The organism is Chryseobacterium oryzae, from assembly GCF_022811665.1.
Taxonomy (GTDB): domain Bacteria; phylum Bacteroidota; class Bacteroidia; order Flavobacteriales; family Weeksellaceae; genus Chryseobacterium; species Chryseobacterium oryzae.
The window spans coordinates 514462-529652 of sequence record NZ_CP094529.1 but is presented as its reverse complement, the minus strand read 5'-3'; the positions used below and the strand labels follow the sequence as shown (position 1 = coordinate 529652).

At 34.5% G+C, this 15191-nt stretch carries 17 protein-coding genes; 8 read left to right on the top strand and 9 right to left on the bottom strand.

Annotated features, from left to right (window positions below; translation table 11 throughout):
• Nucleotides 1-12: 12 nt before the first annotated feature.
• Both MTP08_RS02485 and MTP08_RS02480 read left to right on the top strand, forming a co-directional pair.
• On the top strand, nucleotides 13-729 hold the full coding sequence (locus MTP08_RS02485) for a DUF3822 family protein (RefSeq protein ID WP_243576916.1): 717 nt from the start codon (nucleotides 13-15) through the stop codon (nucleotides 727-729).
• A gap of 69 nt (nucleotides 730-798) precedes the next feature.
• Nucleotides 799-1383, top strand: coding sequence for an RsmD family RNA methyltransferase (locus MTP08_RS02480; RefSeq protein WP_243576915.1), 585 nt, complete (start codon nucleotides 799-801; stop codon nucleotides 1381-1383).
• 35 nt (nucleotides 1384-1418) lie between these two features.
• Here MTP08_RS02480 and murI read toward each other — a convergent pair whose 3' ends face one another.
• From murI to sucC, 7 genes are all read right to left on the bottom strand, one after another.
• On the bottom strand, nucleotides 1419-2249 hold the full coding sequence (gene murI / locus MTP08_RS02475; RefSeq protein WP_243576914.1) for a glutamate racemase: 831 nt from the start codon (nucleotides 2247-2249) through the stop codon (nucleotides 1419-1421).
• Nucleotides 2250-2314: 65 nt separating this feature from the next.
• Nucleotides 2315-3439 (bottom strand): radical SAM family heme chaperone HemW, encoded by a 1125-nt coding sequence (gene hemW, locus MTP08_RS02470; RefSeq protein WP_243576913.1) that lies wholly within the window; start codon nucleotides 3437-3439, stop codon nucleotides 2315-2317.
• Between the two features lie 55 nt (nucleotides 3440-3494).
• Nucleotides 3495-4445 carry a PorP/SprF family type IX secretion system membrane protein gene (locus MTP08_RS02465; RefSeq protein WP_243576912.1) on the bottom strand — a complete coding sequence of 317 codons (951 nt, stop codon included), beginning with the start codon at nucleotides 4443-4445 and terminating at the stop codon, nucleotides 3495-3497.
• A gap of 51 nt (nucleotides 4446-4496) precedes the next feature.
• Nucleotides 4497-5561 (bottom strand): RluA family pseudouridine synthase, encoded by a 1065-nt coding sequence (locus MTP08_RS02460; RefSeq protein ID WP_243577714.1) that lies wholly within the window; start codon nucleotides 5559-5561, stop codon nucleotides 4497-4499.
• A gap of 68 nt (nucleotides 5562-5629) precedes the next feature.
• Complete coding sequence (locus MTP08_RS02455) at nucleotides 5630-6667, bottom strand: PASTA domain-containing protein (RefSeq protein WP_243576911.1); 1038 nt, start codon at nucleotides 6665-6667, stop codon at nucleotides 5630-5632.
• 166 nt (nucleotides 6668-6833) lie between these two features.
• Nucleotides 6834-8039: an RsmB/NOP family class I SAM-dependent RNA methyltransferase gene (locus tag MTP08_RS02450; protein WP_209389098.1), complete on the bottom strand. Its 1206-nt coding sequence runs from the start codon at nucleotides 8037-8039 to the stop codon at nucleotides 6834-6836.
• Between the two features lie 229 nt (nucleotides 8040-8268).
• Nucleotides 8269-9459: an ADP-forming succinate--CoA ligase subunit beta gene (gene sucC / locus MTP08_RS02445; protein WP_209389097.1), complete on the bottom strand. Its 1191-nt coding sequence runs from the start codon at nucleotides 9457-9459 to the stop codon at nucleotides 8269-8271.
• A 317-nt stretch (nucleotides 9460-9776) separates the two neighbouring features.
• Here sucC and MTP08_RS02440 point away from each other — a divergent pair, with 317 nt between their 5' ends.
• The 3 genes from MTP08_RS02440 (at nucleotide 9777) to MTP08_RS02430 (ending at nucleotide 12010) form a co-directional block, all read left to right on the top strand.
• A complete protein-coding gene (locus MTP08_RS02440; RefSeq protein WP_243576910.1) occupies nucleotides 9777-10760 on the top strand; it encodes a D-alanine--D-alanine ligase in 984 nt (327 codons plus the stop codon).
• 80 nt (nucleotides 10761-10840) lie between these two features.
• Nucleotides 10841-11305, top strand: a complete 465-nt coding sequence (gene coaD, locus MTP08_RS02435; RefSeq protein WP_209390881.1) for a pantetheine-phosphate adenylyltransferase — start codon at nucleotides 10841-10843, stop codon at nucleotides 11303-11305.
• 72 nt (nucleotides 11306-11377) lie between these two features.
• Nucleotides 11378-12010, top strand: coding sequence for a trimeric intracellular cation channel family protein (locus tag MTP08_RS02430; RefSeq protein ID WP_243576909.1), 633 nt, complete (start codon nucleotides 11378-11380; stop codon nucleotides 12008-12010).
• A 71-nt stretch (nucleotides 12011-12081) separates the two neighbouring features.
• Here the strand turns inward: MTP08_RS02430 and MTP08_RS02425 are convergent, their stop codons facing one another.
• Nucleotides 12082-12651 (bottom strand): DUF2892 domain-containing protein, encoded by a 570-nt coding sequence (locus MTP08_RS02425; RefSeq protein WP_243576908.1) that lies wholly within the window; start codon nucleotides 12649-12651, stop codon nucleotides 12082-12084.
• Between the two features lie 76 nt (nucleotides 12652-12727).
• Nucleotides 12728-13222: a dihydrofolate reductase gene (locus MTP08_RS02420; protein WP_243576907.1), complete on the bottom strand. Its 495-nt coding sequence runs from the start codon at nucleotides 13220-13222 to the stop codon at nucleotides 12728-12730.
• Nucleotides 13223-13297: 75 nt separating this feature from the next.
• Between MTP08_RS02420 and MTP08_RS02415 the strand changes: the two genes are divergently transcribed.
• The 3 genes from MTP08_RS02415 to MTP08_RS02405 are packed head-to-tail and all read left to right on the top strand — an operon-like array spanning nucleotide 13298 to nucleotide 15112.
• Entirely contained in the window at nucleotides 13298-13906 is a 609-nt protein-coding gene (locus MTP08_RS02415; protein WP_209390885.1) for a LemA family protein, read from the top strand.
• Entirely contained in the window at nucleotides 13906-14337 is a 432-nt protein-coding gene (locus MTP08_RS02410; protein ID WP_243577713.1) for a TPM domain-containing protein, read from the top strand. Before MTP08_RS02415 ends, MTP08_RS02410 begins: the two co-directional genes overlap by 1 nt.
• Nucleotides 14318-15112, top strand: coding sequence for a TPM domain-containing protein (locus MTP08_RS02405; RefSeq protein ID WP_243576906.1), 795 nt, complete (start codon nucleotides 14318-14320; stop codon nucleotides 15110-15112). Before MTP08_RS02410 ends, MTP08_RS02405 begins: the two co-directional genes overlap by 20 nt.
• The last annotated feature ends 79 nt before the right edge of the window (nucleotides 15113-15191 follow it).

Below are 15191 nucleotides of genomic sequence, written 5' to 3'. Positions count from 1 at the left end.
AACAATTGCAATATGAACGTACTACATTTACTTTTTACAAAAGACGGACTTATTTACCAAATTGCTAAAAATAAAAGCATTCTGGAAGAAAATTCTTTTTTCGTGACCGAAGAATCTCCAGAAAATTATATTCTCGGCAAACTGGAAGAAATCTTACTGAAGCAGAGATATGACGAGGTTTCTGTTATTTCTGCCCTCAACCATTTTACTTTGATGCCTGAAGGTTTTGAAGATCATGACTCTGGATATGATTTAATTGCCTTTAACGCACCAGTAGACAAAGAAAATGAAGAGCTGATGCTTTCTGTGAATAAAAAATTCAAAGTTCAGTTTTATTATACTTTTCCGAGAAATTTTTACAAAAAAATAAAAGATCTTTCTATTCCTGTTAGATTTAATTTTTCGGGAGAAAAGTTTCTGAACTCAATCAGCAATAAAAACAGCAAGGAAATCCACATCAATCTCTACCATAACCAATGCGAGTTTTTTGCTATTCTGAATAAGAAAGTAATTCTCTACAATAACTTAGATGTAAATTCTGAAGTAGATTTTCTTTACTTTGTGATGTTTACGCTTAGTAAAATTGGGTTCGGGATAAAAGAAACCAACTTTTATGTTTACGGAGAAACTACCGAAAACGAAACATTTATATCTGAACTTCAGAAGTTTGTAAAAAATCTTAAAGTAGTTTACGATAATATTCCGAATAAGAATTTCATCCTAAATTAGGCTTAGAATACAGATTAATCTCAGATTTCCTGTTATCTATTACCTATTACAATTCAAAAAACCATTACAATGTACAGAATCATTTCCGGAAAATGGAAAGCAAAGAAAATAGCCGCACCAAAACATTTTGATGTAAGACCTACCACAGATTTCGCCAAAGAGGCACTCTTCAGCATTCTGGAAAACACTTACGATATGCAGTCTGTTTCTGTACTCGATTTGTTTGCAGGAATTGGCTCCATAAGTCTTGAATTTGCATCAAGAGGTTGCCAAGATATAACCTCTGTGGAGATGAATCCCAAACACACTTCTTTTATTAATTCTACAGCATCAGAATTGGATATGAGCCTTCAAATAAGTACACAACGTGGTGATGTGTACGATTGGCTGAAAAAATTCAGAAATAAGAAATCTTTTGAGATTGTTTTTGCCGATGCTCCCTTTGAAACGGAAGAAAAAAAATATCAGGAACTTATTTCTTTAGTGCTGAATAACAAATACCTTAAACCTAACGGCGTGCTAATTGTAGAACACCAAAGCAGACTGAAACTAGACCATCCCAACTATAAATATACAAGGAAATACGGAAATGTGAGCTTCAGTTTTTATGAACCTAATACAGAAGAAACTGAACCAGAACTTTCCACAGAATAAAAAAATCGGGATTCATTTTTTTGAATCCCGATTTTTTATAATACTTTCAGCTCTAAATCTATTGTTTTACCAAAGAATTTTTTAGAGATTTTTTCGAAATTTTTCGTGATATCCGAAAGATAGAATTGATATACCGGATGTGCATTGTTTTCATTCAGCAGATGATATTTATCTAAAATAATCTTGAGATGACTCGCAACAATATTCGGAGAATCTATCACTCGTACGCGGTTTCCGTAATACTGTTTAATTTCATCAATTAATAACGGATAGTGAGTACAGCCCAAAATCAAGGTTTCAATATTCTTTAATTTACTGTTGCTTAGATAATTATAAATTATCGCATGAGTAATAGGATGATTTTTAAAGCCTTCTTCTATGGCAGGAACCAAAAGAGGAGTTGCCAGTTCATCTACTTTAATAAATTTATTGTGCTTTCTTATACTCTTCTTGTACAAACCAGAATTTACCGTTGCCTTCGTCGCAATTACGCCCACATTATTATGAATTTCGTATGAAACTTTTTCGGCTACAGGATTAATAACGTCAATAACAGGAACTTTTCCGGCTACGGATTCCATCACTTCGTTCAAAGCATTTGCTGTTGCTGTATTACATGCAATTACAATCGCTTTACAGTTTTGTTCTAGAAGAAAATTAGCAATTTTTGTAGAATACCCTATAATTGCTTCTTTGGATTTCTCACCGTAAGGAAGGTGTTTTGTATCTCCAAAATATATTAAATCTTCGTTTGGAAGCAGCCTTTTAATTTCTTTAGCCACAGTAAGTCCTCCCACTCCACTATCGAAAATACCAATGGGCTGTTTAGACGAAAGATGCGAATAATCTTGTTTTTTAGTTTTCAAATGCTTTGAAATTTAATGCAAAAATACTTAAAGATTTTAAATCTGAGATTCGGGATTAAAAATTTTTAGACCTGAAACAAATCTGCAGCAATTCCGTCTGCCATAAACCAATGTTTTTCAGGAATTTTGAGGTGATTATTTTCAATTTCCAGAATTCCTTCTTCTATTTTATTCTGAATTTCTTTATTAAAATAATTCAAAATGTTTTCTGAGAATTTCTGATTTAAATTTTCTAAATCTACACCCCAAATTGTTCTTAAACCAATCATAATCATTTCGTTGAACTGATCCTGCTCTGAAAGAATTTCGGTTTCTTTGGCTAAAATATTAGAATTCAGTTGCTTTATATATTGCTGATTATTGGCAACATTCCAGCTTCTTACATCTGTTCCGTTATAAGAATGTGCGGAAGGGCCAATTCCCAGATATTCTTTATACTTCCAATAGGCAGAATTATGCCTGGAATGAAATCCAGATTTTGCAAAATTGGAAACTTCATAATGTTCAAAACCATGATCTTTTAAAAAATCGGTCATGTAATAGAATTCCAGATTCTGATCTTCTTCTTTCGGAGTAGAAATTTTACCTTTAGAAACCCAGTTTTCTAAGGCTGTTTTAGGTTCTACCGTTAAAGCATACGAAGAAATGTGAGGAATTTCCAGGGCAATCGTTTTATTGAGATTTTCTTTCCAAATTTCCAAATTAGAACTTGGTGAACCATAAATTAAGTCGATACTTAAATTATCAAACCCAAAATCCTGAGCTCTTTTAATAGAGCTTTCTGCTTCCGAAGCGTTATGTGCACGGTTCATGAGTTTTAAATCTTCTTCAAAAAAACTTTGTGTTCCTATGGATAGGCGGTTTACCGGGGATTTTGAAAGATCTTTCAAAAAAGTTCTATTCAGATCATCAGGATTGGCTTCTAAGGTGATCTCAACATCTTTTTCGAAGCTGAAATATTTTAAAACCTCATCAATTAAAGAATGAATTTCATCGGTTGTAAGAATGGAAGGTGTTCCTCCTCCAAAATAAAGAGATTTTAAGCTATTATTTTGCAGTTCTTCTTTGCGGAGAAAGATTTCCTTTTTCATTGCAGAAATCATTTCATCTTTAAACTGTAAAGAAGTAGAAAAATGAAAATTACAGTAGCTGCACTTCTGTTTGCAAAAGGGAATGTGAAGGTAAATCATAAATAAAAAAGCTCTGAAAATTTCAGAGCTCAAATGTATTCAAATTAAATTGATATTAATATCTAAATCCTCTATGATTGATAAAGTTGTCGAAGTTATAACCAAGACCAATCATGAAGCTGTTTCCTCCGTAAGTCTGAATATCGGACATCCCAAGGTTATAAGTTGCTCCCACCATAAACTTGTTGAATCTTACTTTAACAATTGGTGAAATGCTTAACTGCTGATTATCGAATCTGTTTTGTACTGTTCTGTAACTTGCACCGATTGAGAAAGCGTTGATGTCGTTAGAAAAAGTTGCCATCAAGTTGAAATCTGTCATTCTCGTAGAATTAGTATTCAAATTAACCAAAACAGATGGTGTAAGAGCGATGTTGTCTGCCAATCTCCAATCGTATCCTAAATTCAGGAAGAATTTAATTGGAGAAGGCTCGTAATTGTTTACAATAGCCTGATCGTTGCTTAAAGCGATATCATTTACCGAAACACCTCCATAAATCCCTCTGTAGGTTGCAGCCAAACCGAAGTTAGCATACACCATAAAGATATTACTTTCATTACCTTGTAACAAAGGATCGTAACCATCTTGAGTATTAATTTTAGAATAATCGAAATTCATATTATAAAAATTAACACTTGTACCAAAAGAAAACTGATCTTTTCTTTCCCCTTCACTGCTTAATGGGATAAAATAAGAAGCTCCCGCAGTAATACCACCGGCAGAAATAGGACCGTTGCTGTCTCTAAAAACAGAAATACCGGCTCCAACTCTATCAAAAATATTAGCGTTAATCCCCACAGACTGTACGTTTGGAGACTCGCTGAATTTTGAAAATTGTTGCTGATAATTTAGATTAAGCTGTACATAGTCAGTTTTACCGTATTGTGCAGGGTTGAACAGGAACTCACCATCTAAAAGATATTGCTGATAGTATGGTAATGATTCTTGTGCTTTGTATGCATTCGACAAAAGAGCTAAACATACGATAGCATATAGTTTTCTCATAACAAATCTTGATTTCAATTCAACAAATATAAAAAAAATCTCAATATATTTTTAGTTTTCTAAATAATTTCTCCATTTTTTTACGGCATCCGCCATATCTTTAGGCATAGGGCTTTCAAAATACAATTCCTTTTTTGTTGTGGGATGTATAAAACCAAGTGTATGTGCGTGCAAGGCATGTCTTGGTAAAACTTCAAAAACATTTTTAATGAACTGTTTATACTTTGGGAGATTAACCCCTCTTAAAGCTACATTCCCTTCATATCTCTCATCATTGAATAATGTATGACCGATGTGTTTAAAATGAGCCCGTATCTGATGTGTTCTTCCGGTTTCGAGTTTACACTCTACCCAAGTCATGTATTTAAATCTTTCTAACACTTTGTAATGCGTTACCGCATGTTTTCCTTGGCTTCCGTCTACGTAAGTATACATTTGCATTCTGTTCTTCGGATGTCTGCCAATATGCCCCGTAATTGTCCCTTGATCTTCCTGAACATTTCCCCAGACAAATGCCCAATAAAGGCGTTTTGTTTTTCTTTCAAAAAATTGTTTAGCGAGAAAACTTAAAGCATATTCGTTTTTAGCAATTACGAGAAGTCCGGAGGTATCTTTGTCGATTCTGTGCACCAAACCTACTCTATCCAGATCAGATTTTTCGCCATTATTTTGAAAGTGGAAAGCTAAGGCATTTACTAAAGTCCCATCCCAGTTTCCAAATCCGGGATGCACAACCATTCCGGCTTCTTTATCGACCACCACCAAATCATCATCTTCATATACAATATTAATGGGAATATCTTGCGGAATAATAACGTTTTCTCTTGGAGGATGAGCGAGTAACACAGAAATTTGGTCACCCGGTTTCACTCGATAATTTTGCTTTACCGGAATATTGTTTACGACAACATTTCCTGCTCTGCAGGTTTGAGAAATTTTATTTCTTGAAGAGTTTTGTCTGAAAATCTGCAGGTATTTATCAATTCTTAAAGGCTCCTGCTTACTATCCACCGTAATATTGAAATGCTCATAGAGGCCTTTGTTTTCGTCATCAAAATCGGATGTTTGAGAATCTGAAAATTCTTCTTCCAAAAATTCTTCGTTATCTTCTGTCATCATATTAATTTATATAAAAAGCTTCAACATTATTTCAGTTGAAGCTGTAATTTATATTTGAAATTATATTAATTAATAATTGGTTTTTTCGCCTTGGGTTTCTCCTGAGTCCCCGAAGAAGGCGTAGCTGATGCTTTAGGTTTTTCAGCCGGTGTATTGCTTTTTCCTGAAGTTCCGCCCGAAGGTTTTGCATTTTCTGTTTTTGGAACTTCTTTTTTCTGATGAACCACAGGTGCAGGTTCCTTTATTTTTGGTTCTTCTACTTCCGAAACTTCTTCATATCGGATGGGCGGAAGTGTGGTATCTACTTTCATACGATACATAGAATTAAGCTCATCAATCTTACTGCGAAGTTCGGCAGGCGTTTTTTTACTTGCCCACAAATCTATCTGCATTCCCTGATCACGAATATCTCCCGATGCAGGATCTTGATAATAAACGATATCAGAATCACTATTACCTCCGTCTTCATGGTTTACAGCACCCAGTTCGAAAAGATTTTTGGCAATAACCATTTTAGCTTCTTTTACCGTTAATCCTACCACATTAGGCACACCAATATTTCTTAGAGGGCCAGAACCTACCACAACGTCTACCAAAGAAAATCTTGGGATTTTTGTACCAGGGTTCACAGGATTTCCTTTAAACAAAATCCTTAAAACGGCATCTTTCTGAATGCTTGGCTCATAGATAGTATCCGAAACCTTCAGACCAACCTGTTCTAATCTTTGGAATGCAAGACCAGAATATTTATTGATAACATCCGGAATTGCAACAGGAGCCCAGCTTTTAGGATTTACCATAAGCTGAATTGCTCTTCCGTCTTTTACACGGGATCCCGGAGACGGATATACTTTTAAAACCTGAAGCGGTTTGTATTTAGGATCGTAAGCAGCACTGTCTACTTCATAATCTAACCCGGCATCTTCTAATATTTTTACAGCATCGTGCACCGATTTATTCATCACGTTAGGAACAGGAACCTCTTGTCCGTGATTGGTGTGATATTCTAACCATCGGAAAGTAAGGTAAATAAGACCTACAAAAACACCTATAGCAAGAAGTAAATTGAGTAAAACTTTCCAGTTGAAAAGTGATTTAAGCATATTTTAAAATACTTTAATATTAAGGCAAAGATAAATAATAATTTTATAATGAAGTTTTTTATTCTCAGGATTTCGTGAAACAGGAAATCACGAAAGAGTATCATCCTTTTTAAAACAGAAAACTACTTTACCAACGATAAAGCAGTTTGTCTTTGTATTGCTAAAATTAAGAAACCCTTTCTATCAACGCCATATAAAACCCGTCGTAACCTTCACTTGGCATTACTTTTTCGTCTTTTATGAGTTTAAAATTAGGATTTTTCGAAATGAATTCCGCTACCTGTTCGTTATTTTCGGAAGGCAGTACAGAACAGGTTGCATACACCATTTTACCCCCAACTTTAAGCATTTTAGAATAATCTTGAATTATCTGCTGCTGTTCTTTTTTTATTCTGTCTATAAAATCCTGATCTATTTTCCATTTACTGTCCGGATTTCTTTTAAGAACACCCAAACCAGAACAAGGTGCATCTATTAATAAACGGTCTGCTTTTTCATGAAGACGTTTAATTACTTTGTTATCTGTAATCGTTCTTGTCTCAATATTATGAGCACCCGCTCTTTTTGCTCGGCGTTTAAGCTCTGCAAGTTTCCAATCGAAAATATCCAAAGCGATAATCTGACCTTTATTTCCCATTAACGCAGCCAAATGAAGCGTTTTACCTCCTGCTCCAGCACAAGCATCAACAACACGCTGACCTTCTTTAACATCTAAAAAATAGGCAATTTTCTGTGATGAAGCATCCTGAACCTCAAACAAACCTTCTTTAAAAGCTGTGGTAAGAAACACATTCTTTTTTTCTTCAAGCTGAACGGCGTCTGGATAATTTCTTACGGGATAAGAAACTACGTTTTCATCAGATAAGTCAGAAATTAATTCTTTTGTAGTTGTTTTTAAAGAATTGGCTCTTAAAACAGTAGGAGCCTGTTCATTTAATGCCATCATTTCTTTTTCCCACTTAGAACCCAGCTCCTTTTCCAAAGTTTCTGCAAGCCATTCGGGAATAGAATGCTCTATAGCTTTGGTAGGAACAGTTCCTTTTTTGAGTTTGGTAAGAATATCTGCGATTTTTATTCCGTCGAATTCCTCAAACTTTTTATAATTGGTTTTACTCCACAAGAGATAAGCCAACATTAGCTTATAAACATTGTTTGGCTTTACTCCTTCTCCCATGTAATATTCTAAACGTTTTTTCCAACGGATGATATTGTAAAAGATTTCAGAAACAACAGCTCTATCCTGACTTCCCCATTTTTTATGGGCTTTTAAAAGTCTTTCTATAACTTTATCTGCATATTTATTTTTCTCAAAAAAAGTTTCCTGCAAAGCATCGTGAATTCCGATCGCGAGGTTTCTGTGTATCAATTCCATAGGGAAGTTTTAAAAATTTAAATTCGGATAATGTTCCAAAATTTTTACAAAAATAAGCATTTTTAATGAGTGTTTCCAGATTCAGTTTCTCATTGAATGTTTCTCGTATAATAATTGCTTTTATACGCAGTGTTTTTAACCTTGTAAATAATTGAACAATTAAAAGATTTCACATAAAAAAACCGTTTCAAAATTGAAACGGTTTGTAATATTGTTAAAATTTCGGTTCTTACGCCAAAACTTCTTTTACTTTATTAGCAGCTTCTTCTAAAGTAATTGCAGAGTGAACCGGAAGACCAGACTCATCAATTAATTTTTTAGCTTCAACAGCATTAGTTCCCTGCAATCTTACGATCAACGGAACAGGAAGGCTACCCATAGCTTTGTAAGCATCTACAACTCCCTGAGCAACTCTATCACATCTTACAATACCCCCGAAAATGTTAATTAAAATAGCTTTTACGTTTGGATCTCTTAAGATAATTCCGAAAGCAGTCTGTACTCTTTGTGCATCTGCAGTTCCTCCAACGTCTAGGAAGTTTGCAGGGTTACCTCCAGATAATTTAATGATATCCATTGTTGCCATTGCAAGACCAGCTCCGTTTACCATACAAGCAACGTTACCATCCAATTTCACGAAGTTAAGACCAGCTTCACCAGCTTCAACATCCATAGGATCTTCTTCTCTTGTATCTCTAAGTTCTGCTAAATCTTTGTGACGGAACAATGAATTATCATCCAAAGTTACTTTAGCATCTACAGCAATAATTTTATTGTCTGAAGTTTTCAAAACAGGGTTAATTTCGAAAAGAGAAGCATCAATTCCTGTATAAGCAGCGTAAAGATTAGAGATGAATTTTGTAAATTCTTTAAAAGCATTCCCTTCAAGACCTAAGTTGAAAGCAATTTTTCTAGCCTGAAAACCTTGAAGCCCCAATGCAGGATCAATAATTTCTTTGTGAATTAAATGAGGAGTTACTTCCGCAACATGCTCAATATCCATACCTCCTTCAGTAGAATATACGATTGTATTTTTACCTTCAGCTCTGTCTAAAAGGATAGAAACGTAAAATTCTTTAGTTTCTGTTTCTCCAGGATAATATACATCTTCTGCAACCAAAACAGAATTTACTTTTTTACCTTCAGCAGAAGTTTGCGGTGTTACCAACTGCATTCCGATGATGTTTTGAGCGTTTTCTTTAAGTTTATCCATATTCGGAGAAAACTTAACACCACCACCTTTACCACGACCTCCTGCGTGGATCTGAGCTTTTACAACCCATCCTTGTGCTCCGGTTTCAGCAGTCAATTTTTCAGCAGCTGCTACAGCTTCATCTACGTTGTTTGCAACGAAACCACGTTGGATAGCTACTCCATACTTTGATAAAATCTCTTTTGATTGATACTCGTGAAGATTCATATTATTTTTAGTATTTAATTTTTTAAAAGTTTAAAGGTTGACAAATTTACTAAAAATGAACAAAGCAGGAAAGAAATTTATTGATGTTTTAAATTAATAATCGAAATCTGAAAATATTCCGAAAACTTATTTTAGCTTCCCAACCAAAATCTGCAATAAAAATCTTCGTGGAAAAGGCAAATATCCGCTTACAAATTAAAATTCAAAATTTAGAACCTCTCCTTTCTTTTTTAGAACCATTTTAGATTTTAAAATTGAAAAAATTACATATTACCAAACATAATTTGTTTAAATTTGCCTTTATTGACAATTTTGATATGAGTAAAAAGCAAGTCGCCGTAGTGATGGGCGGTTATTCTGACGAATATAAAGTTTCTCTTAAAAGCGGACAGTTAATTTACGATTCTTTAGACCGTGAGTTGTATGATGTGTATAAAGTAGTTGTTCTAAAGGACGAATGGTATTTCTTAGATGAAAATAATGAGAAAAAACCTATTAACAAAGGAGATTTTTCTGTAAATCTAGACGGTAATACGAATCTAAAATTTGATGTATGCTTTAATATCATCCACGGAAGTCCTGGAGAAAACGGAATTTTACAGGCATATTGGGACGCTATCGGACAGAAATATACGGGGTGCAACTTCTATCAAAGTGCTTTAACATTCAATAAAAAAGATACATTGGCAGTTCTTTCTAAGTACGGAATTCCTTCTGCAAAAAGTATTTATCTTAGAAAAGGCGAAGAAATTAATGTTGAAGAAATTACAGAAAATCTAGGGTTACCACTTTTTGTTAAGCCTAACCAATCTGGCTCTTCATTAGGAATATCTAAGGTTAAAGAAAAATCTGAACTCCTTGCTGCTACAGAAATTGCCTTCAAAGAAGATGATGAAATTTTAATTGAAAGTTTCTTAAACGGGATGGAAGTTTCGGTAGGTGTTATAGATTTCAAAGGAGAAACTATTGTTCTTGGAATTACCGAGATTGTTCCTAAAAATGAATTTTTCGATTATGAAGCTAAATATGAAGGAGCTTCCGAAGAAATTACGCCCGCAAGAATAGACAACGAAACCAAAATCCGTATCGAAGAAATTGCTAAAAAAGCATACAATTCTCTCGGTATGAGTGGTTTTTCCAGAAGTGAATTTATTTTGATGGACGGAATACCCTACATGCTCGAAATGAATACCAATCCGGGATTTTCTCCCGCAAGTATTCTTCCGCAACAAGCCAAAATTTACGGAATTTCTATTAAAGATCTCTGCGGTAATGAAGTGGAGAAAGCTTTAAATAAATAATAATTACATAAGTTAGAATTAGAGGTTAAATTTGGTTGTATTCGGCTGAAATTTAAACCCGAAACTTAAAACTCTTGCGCATGAAAATTGCTGTTTTCCCAGGATCATTTGATCCGATTACGTTAGGACATTATGACATTATTGAAAGAGCAGCTCCTCTTTTCGACAAATTAATTATTGCAATAGGACAAAATTCTCAGAAAAAATACATGTTTCCTTTGGAAAAAAGAATGGAGTTCATTAGAAATTCTGTTGCTGAGTTCCCGAATGTTGAAGTAGATTTTTTTGAAGGTCTTACCGTAGATTATTGCTTCGAAAAAAATGCTCAATACATTATTCGCGGACTCAGAAATCCCGCAGATTTCGAGTTTGAAAAAGCCATTGCACATACCAACAGAACTTTGGCACACAAAAAACTGGAAACCGTTTTTCTTTTAACCTCATCAGGAAAATCATTTATCAGCAGCAGTATTGTAAGAGAAATCATCAATCATAACGGAGAGTACGAACTTTTGGTTCCCGAAGCCGTAAGAATTGAAAAATAAACAACTTAAAATATTCTTCACTGAATTAAAAGCTGAAAATTCAGCGAAAATACTTCATAAACAGCTTTCAGAATGCACGAAAACTTCAATCTGATTATAGAAATTCTTGGAACGATCTCTTTTGCGATGTCGGGAAGTTTTGCTGCAATGCAGAAAAGGCTGGATCCTTTCGGGGTTCTTATTATTGCGTTTATTACCTCTGTTGGCGGTGGAACTGTTAGAGATTTACTGTTGGGCATTCCGGTTTTCTGGATGCGCGATTTGCTAACGTGCGGACTGATTTTAGGAACCAGTATTTTTGCTATGATTTTCAAATCTATGGAAAAGAATTTTAAAGTAACCTTGTTTATTTTCGATAGTTTCGGCTTGGGATTATTTACCATAATTGGAGTTCAAAAAGGTCTTAATGCAGGAATTCATCCAATAATCTGCATTGGTTTAGGAACCATAACCGGCTGTTTTGGAGGAATTATCCGCGATATTCTCCTCAACAGAATTCCTTTAATATTCCGTAAAGAAATTTATGCCAGTGCGTGTATAATTGGAGGTACAGCATTTTTGCTACTCACCAATTTCACCATGCTTTCTTACACCTTTATACAGATTTTCACCATATTACTCATCGTTGCCATCCGAACTTTTGCCGTAAAGTACCATTGGCAAATCCCAAAGTTTTACGGATATGAAAATAATTCTGAAATGTAAAAACTGATTAAAAAAATAAAAACGGCATCAAATAAATGATGCCGTTTTTTGTATTATAAAATCTTTTTCTGTTAAAAGAATTTACCTCTGTTTCTCATATTCGGGTTGTGCATATGCTTCTGCATAGTTGGCATTTTCAGCTGATCCTTCAGCATTTTAATCTGGTCGGTCATCATTCCTGCAGAATCTAATCTCTTCGCTTCCTCCAAAAGTTTTTGCCCTTCCTGTTTTCTACCTTTAGAAATTGCTCCTGCTGCAAGATTAAGCGTAGCCATTGCACGGTCGTGTTTCATATTCAACCCATATTCCAAAGCCTTTCTCATCAACGGTTCTACTTTTGTAGGGTGATCTTGTGCCAAAACCAAACCTTGAAGATAATGATAATACCCATACTGGTTTTTATGGAGTTCTGTTTTGTAATTTTTAATATTATTTAAAAATTTGGAAGCTTTCTCCATATTCTGTTTTCTCAATTGCCAGAAAGCAAGTAAGATATTTTCATTCTTGAAATATAGAAATATAGGAAAAGCAGAAAGGATAAATACAACAATTCCCCATCCCAAACTTCTGGTATAAAACATCATGTAAAGACCTCCCAAAATAAGAATTGCTGCTATTGCTATTTTTATGTTTTTGTTCATGATTAAATTTTAAGAAGTGCAAAGATAAAACATTTAGCGGTTAGAAGCTAAATGTTGAAGCTTAGAATTCTTCCAACTATTTTATTTCAGCTTTTTCGTAGGTTTGAAAACAGAAATCGTATTGATTTTTTTCATCTTTCTCATGACAAATCTCATCGGTTTTCACCCATATTTTTGCATCAATTGATGGGAAAAACGTATCTGCTTTAAGACTTGCTTTTACTAAAGTTACTTCCAATCTATCGGCAATATCTATTGTCTGCTCGTAGATATTACCACCACCGATGATGAAAATATCTTCGTCTATTTTTTTTGCAAATTTAACAGCTTCTTTAATGCTTCCCACAATTAAAATTCCTTCCTCAAACCAGTCTTTTTTTCTGGAAACAACAATACTAGTACGGTTAGGAAGTGCTTTACCTATACTTTCGTAGGTTTTTCTACCCATAATGATGGGATGACCTGAAGTTAAATCTTTAAAATGTTTTAAGTCTTTTGGAAGATGCCATAACAACTGATTATCAGAACCAATTTCATTATTTTCTCCCATTGCAACCACAATTGTTGTCATTTATTAATTTTTACGCAAAATTAGCACTTAATTTGTATATTTGAGTAGCACAAAAAGCATTAAAAATTTTAAACTATGAAAAATAAAGGTTGCATTAGCGCAATAATTATCGGAGTTGTAATTATAGTTATCTTATTAATCGGAGGATTATGGGCTAAAAATGGGTACAATAATTTTGTAGACAAGGAGCAAACGGTAGACGCAAAATGGTCTAATATCCAAACAGTTTATCAGAAAAGAGCCAATCTAATTCCTAATCTCGAAAGAACAGTAAAATCGTATTCTAAATTTGAACAGGAAACTTTAACAAAAGTGGTAGAGGCACGTTCGAAAGCAACATCTATCAACATCAATCCTTCAAATTTAACCGAAGAAGATATGGCGAAATTTCAGGCTGCACAAGGAGAACTAACGGGAGCTTTAAGCAGATTGATGGCTGTTGTAGAATCTTACCCTAACTTAAAAGCAGATCAGCAATACATTAATTTCCAAAGAGAGTATATTGCTATAGAAAACAGCATTAGAGTAGAAACCGTGAATTATAACGATGCTGCAAAAGATTACAACATCGCTATTAAACAGTTTCCGAATAATATTCTGGCAAATTTTACGAATTTTAAAGAAAAACCTTTATTTAAAGCTCAGGCGGGAGCAGAAAATGCACCAAGCGTTTTCACAGAATAATAATGAATCGTTTTTTAACAGACCAACAAATAGCTTCCCTTGTGGAAGCTATTCAGTCGGCAGAAAGTCTTTCTACCGGAGAAATACGTGTACATATAGATTCTACAACCGATGAAAAAATTGCCGAAAAAGCATTTGAAGTTTTCAAAACTCTTTGTCGTGACAAGACCACTGAAAAAAATGCTGTGCTTTTTCACGTTAACTTTGAACAGAAATACCTTACCATTATTGGTGATACGGGGATTCATGAAAAAGTACATCAATCGTTTTGGGATCATTTACACGATTATATTACCTCCGAATTTGCTAAAAAAAATTTTTATCCGGCTTTAAAAAGTGCTATTCTAAAAACAGGAATAGAACTGAAAAAACATTTTCCATCAAAAGGAAAAAACATCAACGAACTACCAGATGAGATTACATTCTCTTAAAACTTTTCTACTTTTTCTAGTAATCTGCTGTTATAACACTATTTCAGCACAGTACACAATTCCCGAAAAACCAGCGGTTTTATATCCTATCTACGACGAAACAAACCTTCTTACACAAAAAGAAAAAGATGATCTTAACAATAAACTCATCCAGTTTGCAGACTCTACTTCCACCGAGATAGAGGTTATCATAATTCCCACTACTAATGGGGAAGACATTAACTTTCTTGCAGCCAGATTCGGCGAAAAATGGGGAATCGGGCAAAAAGATGTAGACAATGGTGTAGTTTTTATGATTGCTAAAGATGACAGAACCATCTCTATACAGCAAGGCCGTGCTGTGGAACCTTATCTTACAGCTTCAGTTGCCGGTCAGATCATAGATTATATTGTTACTCCAGAATTCAAAAAAGGAAAATGGTATGATGGAATTAATGGCGGAACATCGGCAATTATGGAAGCCGTTCAGGGAAAATTCAAGCCTTTAGAAAAAAAACATAAGAGTAATAATTCCAATGAAGAGAAACTGATTATTATTGCATTTATTATTTTCATCATTCTAATTATTATCATGAGCAAAGGCGGTGGCAACGATAATGATGGAGACATTACTCTAAGCAGAAGAGGCAGAAGAAATTATCCTGGCGGATTTTTCCCTTTCCCCGGAAGTTTTGGTGGTGGTAGTTTCGGTGGAGGCAGTTCTGGAGGCGGTGGCTTTGGAGGATTCGGCGGCGGCGGAAGTTTTGGCGGCGGTGGTGCTTCGGGCGGATGGTAATTTTTAAATCTCTTATAGTACAAGTTCAAAAAATATCCAATTTTAATATTCGAAATAAAAATAATTTTAAATCTCTTCT

Bases quoted from the DNA above. Each gene is read 5' to 3' on its own strand.
- MTP08_RS02425 (WP_243576908.1), bottom strand. From the start codon at position 12,651: ATGAACAAAAACATAAAAATAGCAATAGCAGCAATTCTTATTTTGGGA.
- MTP08_RS02480 (WP_243576915.1), top strand. From the start codon at position 799: ATGTACAGAATCATTTCCGGAAAATGGAAAGCAAAGAAAATAGCCGCA.
- sucC (WP_209389097.1), bottom strand. From the start codon at position 9,459: ATGAATCTTCACGAGTATCAATCAAAAGAGATTTTATCAAAGTATGGA.
- MTP08_RS02415 (WP_209390885.1), top strand. From the start codon at position 13,298: ATGAAAAATAAAGGTTGCATTAGCGCAATAATTATCGGAGTTGTAATT.
- coaD (WP_209390881.1), top strand. From the start codon at position 10,841: ATGAAAATTGCTGTTTTCCCAGGATCATTTGATCCGATTACGTTAGGA.
- MTP08_RS02485 (WP_243576916.1), top strand. From the start codon at position 13: ATGAACGTACTACATTTACTTTTTACAAAAGACGGACTTATTTACCAA.
- MTP08_RS02450 (WP_209389098.1), bottom strand. From the start codon at position 8,039: ATGGAATTGATACACAGAAACCTCGCGATCGGAATTCACGATGCTTTG.
- MTP08_RS02465 (WP_243576912.1), bottom strand. From the start codon at position 4,445: ATGAGAAAACTATATGCTATCGTATGTTTAGCTCTTTTGTCGAATGCA.
- hemW (WP_243576913.1), bottom strand. From the start codon at position 3,439: ATGATTTACCTTCACATTCCCTTTTGCAAACAGAAGTGCAGCTACTGT.
- MTP08_RS02430 (WP_243576909.1), top strand. From the start codon at position 11,378: ATGCACGAAAACTTCAATCTGATTATAGAAATTCTTGGAACGATCTCT.
- MTP08_RS02405 (WP_243576906.1), top strand. From the start codon at position 14,318: ATGAGATTACATTCTCTTAAAACTTTTCTACTTTTTCTAGTAATCTGC.
- MTP08_RS02455 (WP_243576911.1), bottom strand. From the start codon at position 6,667: ATGCTTAAATCACTTTTCAACTGGAAAGTTTTACTCAATTTACTTCTT.
- MTP08_RS02440 (WP_243576910.1), top strand. From the start codon at position 9,777: ATGAGTAAAAAGCAAGTCGCCGTAGTGATGGGCGGTTATTCTGACGAA.
- MTP08_RS02420 (WP_243576907.1), bottom strand. From the start codon at position 13,222: ATGACAACAATTGTGGTTGCAATGGGAGAAAATAATGAAATTGGTTCT.
- MTP08_RS02460 (WP_243577714.1), bottom strand. From the start codon at position 5,561: ATGACAGAAGATAACGAAGAATTTTTGGAAGAAGAATTTTCAGATTCT.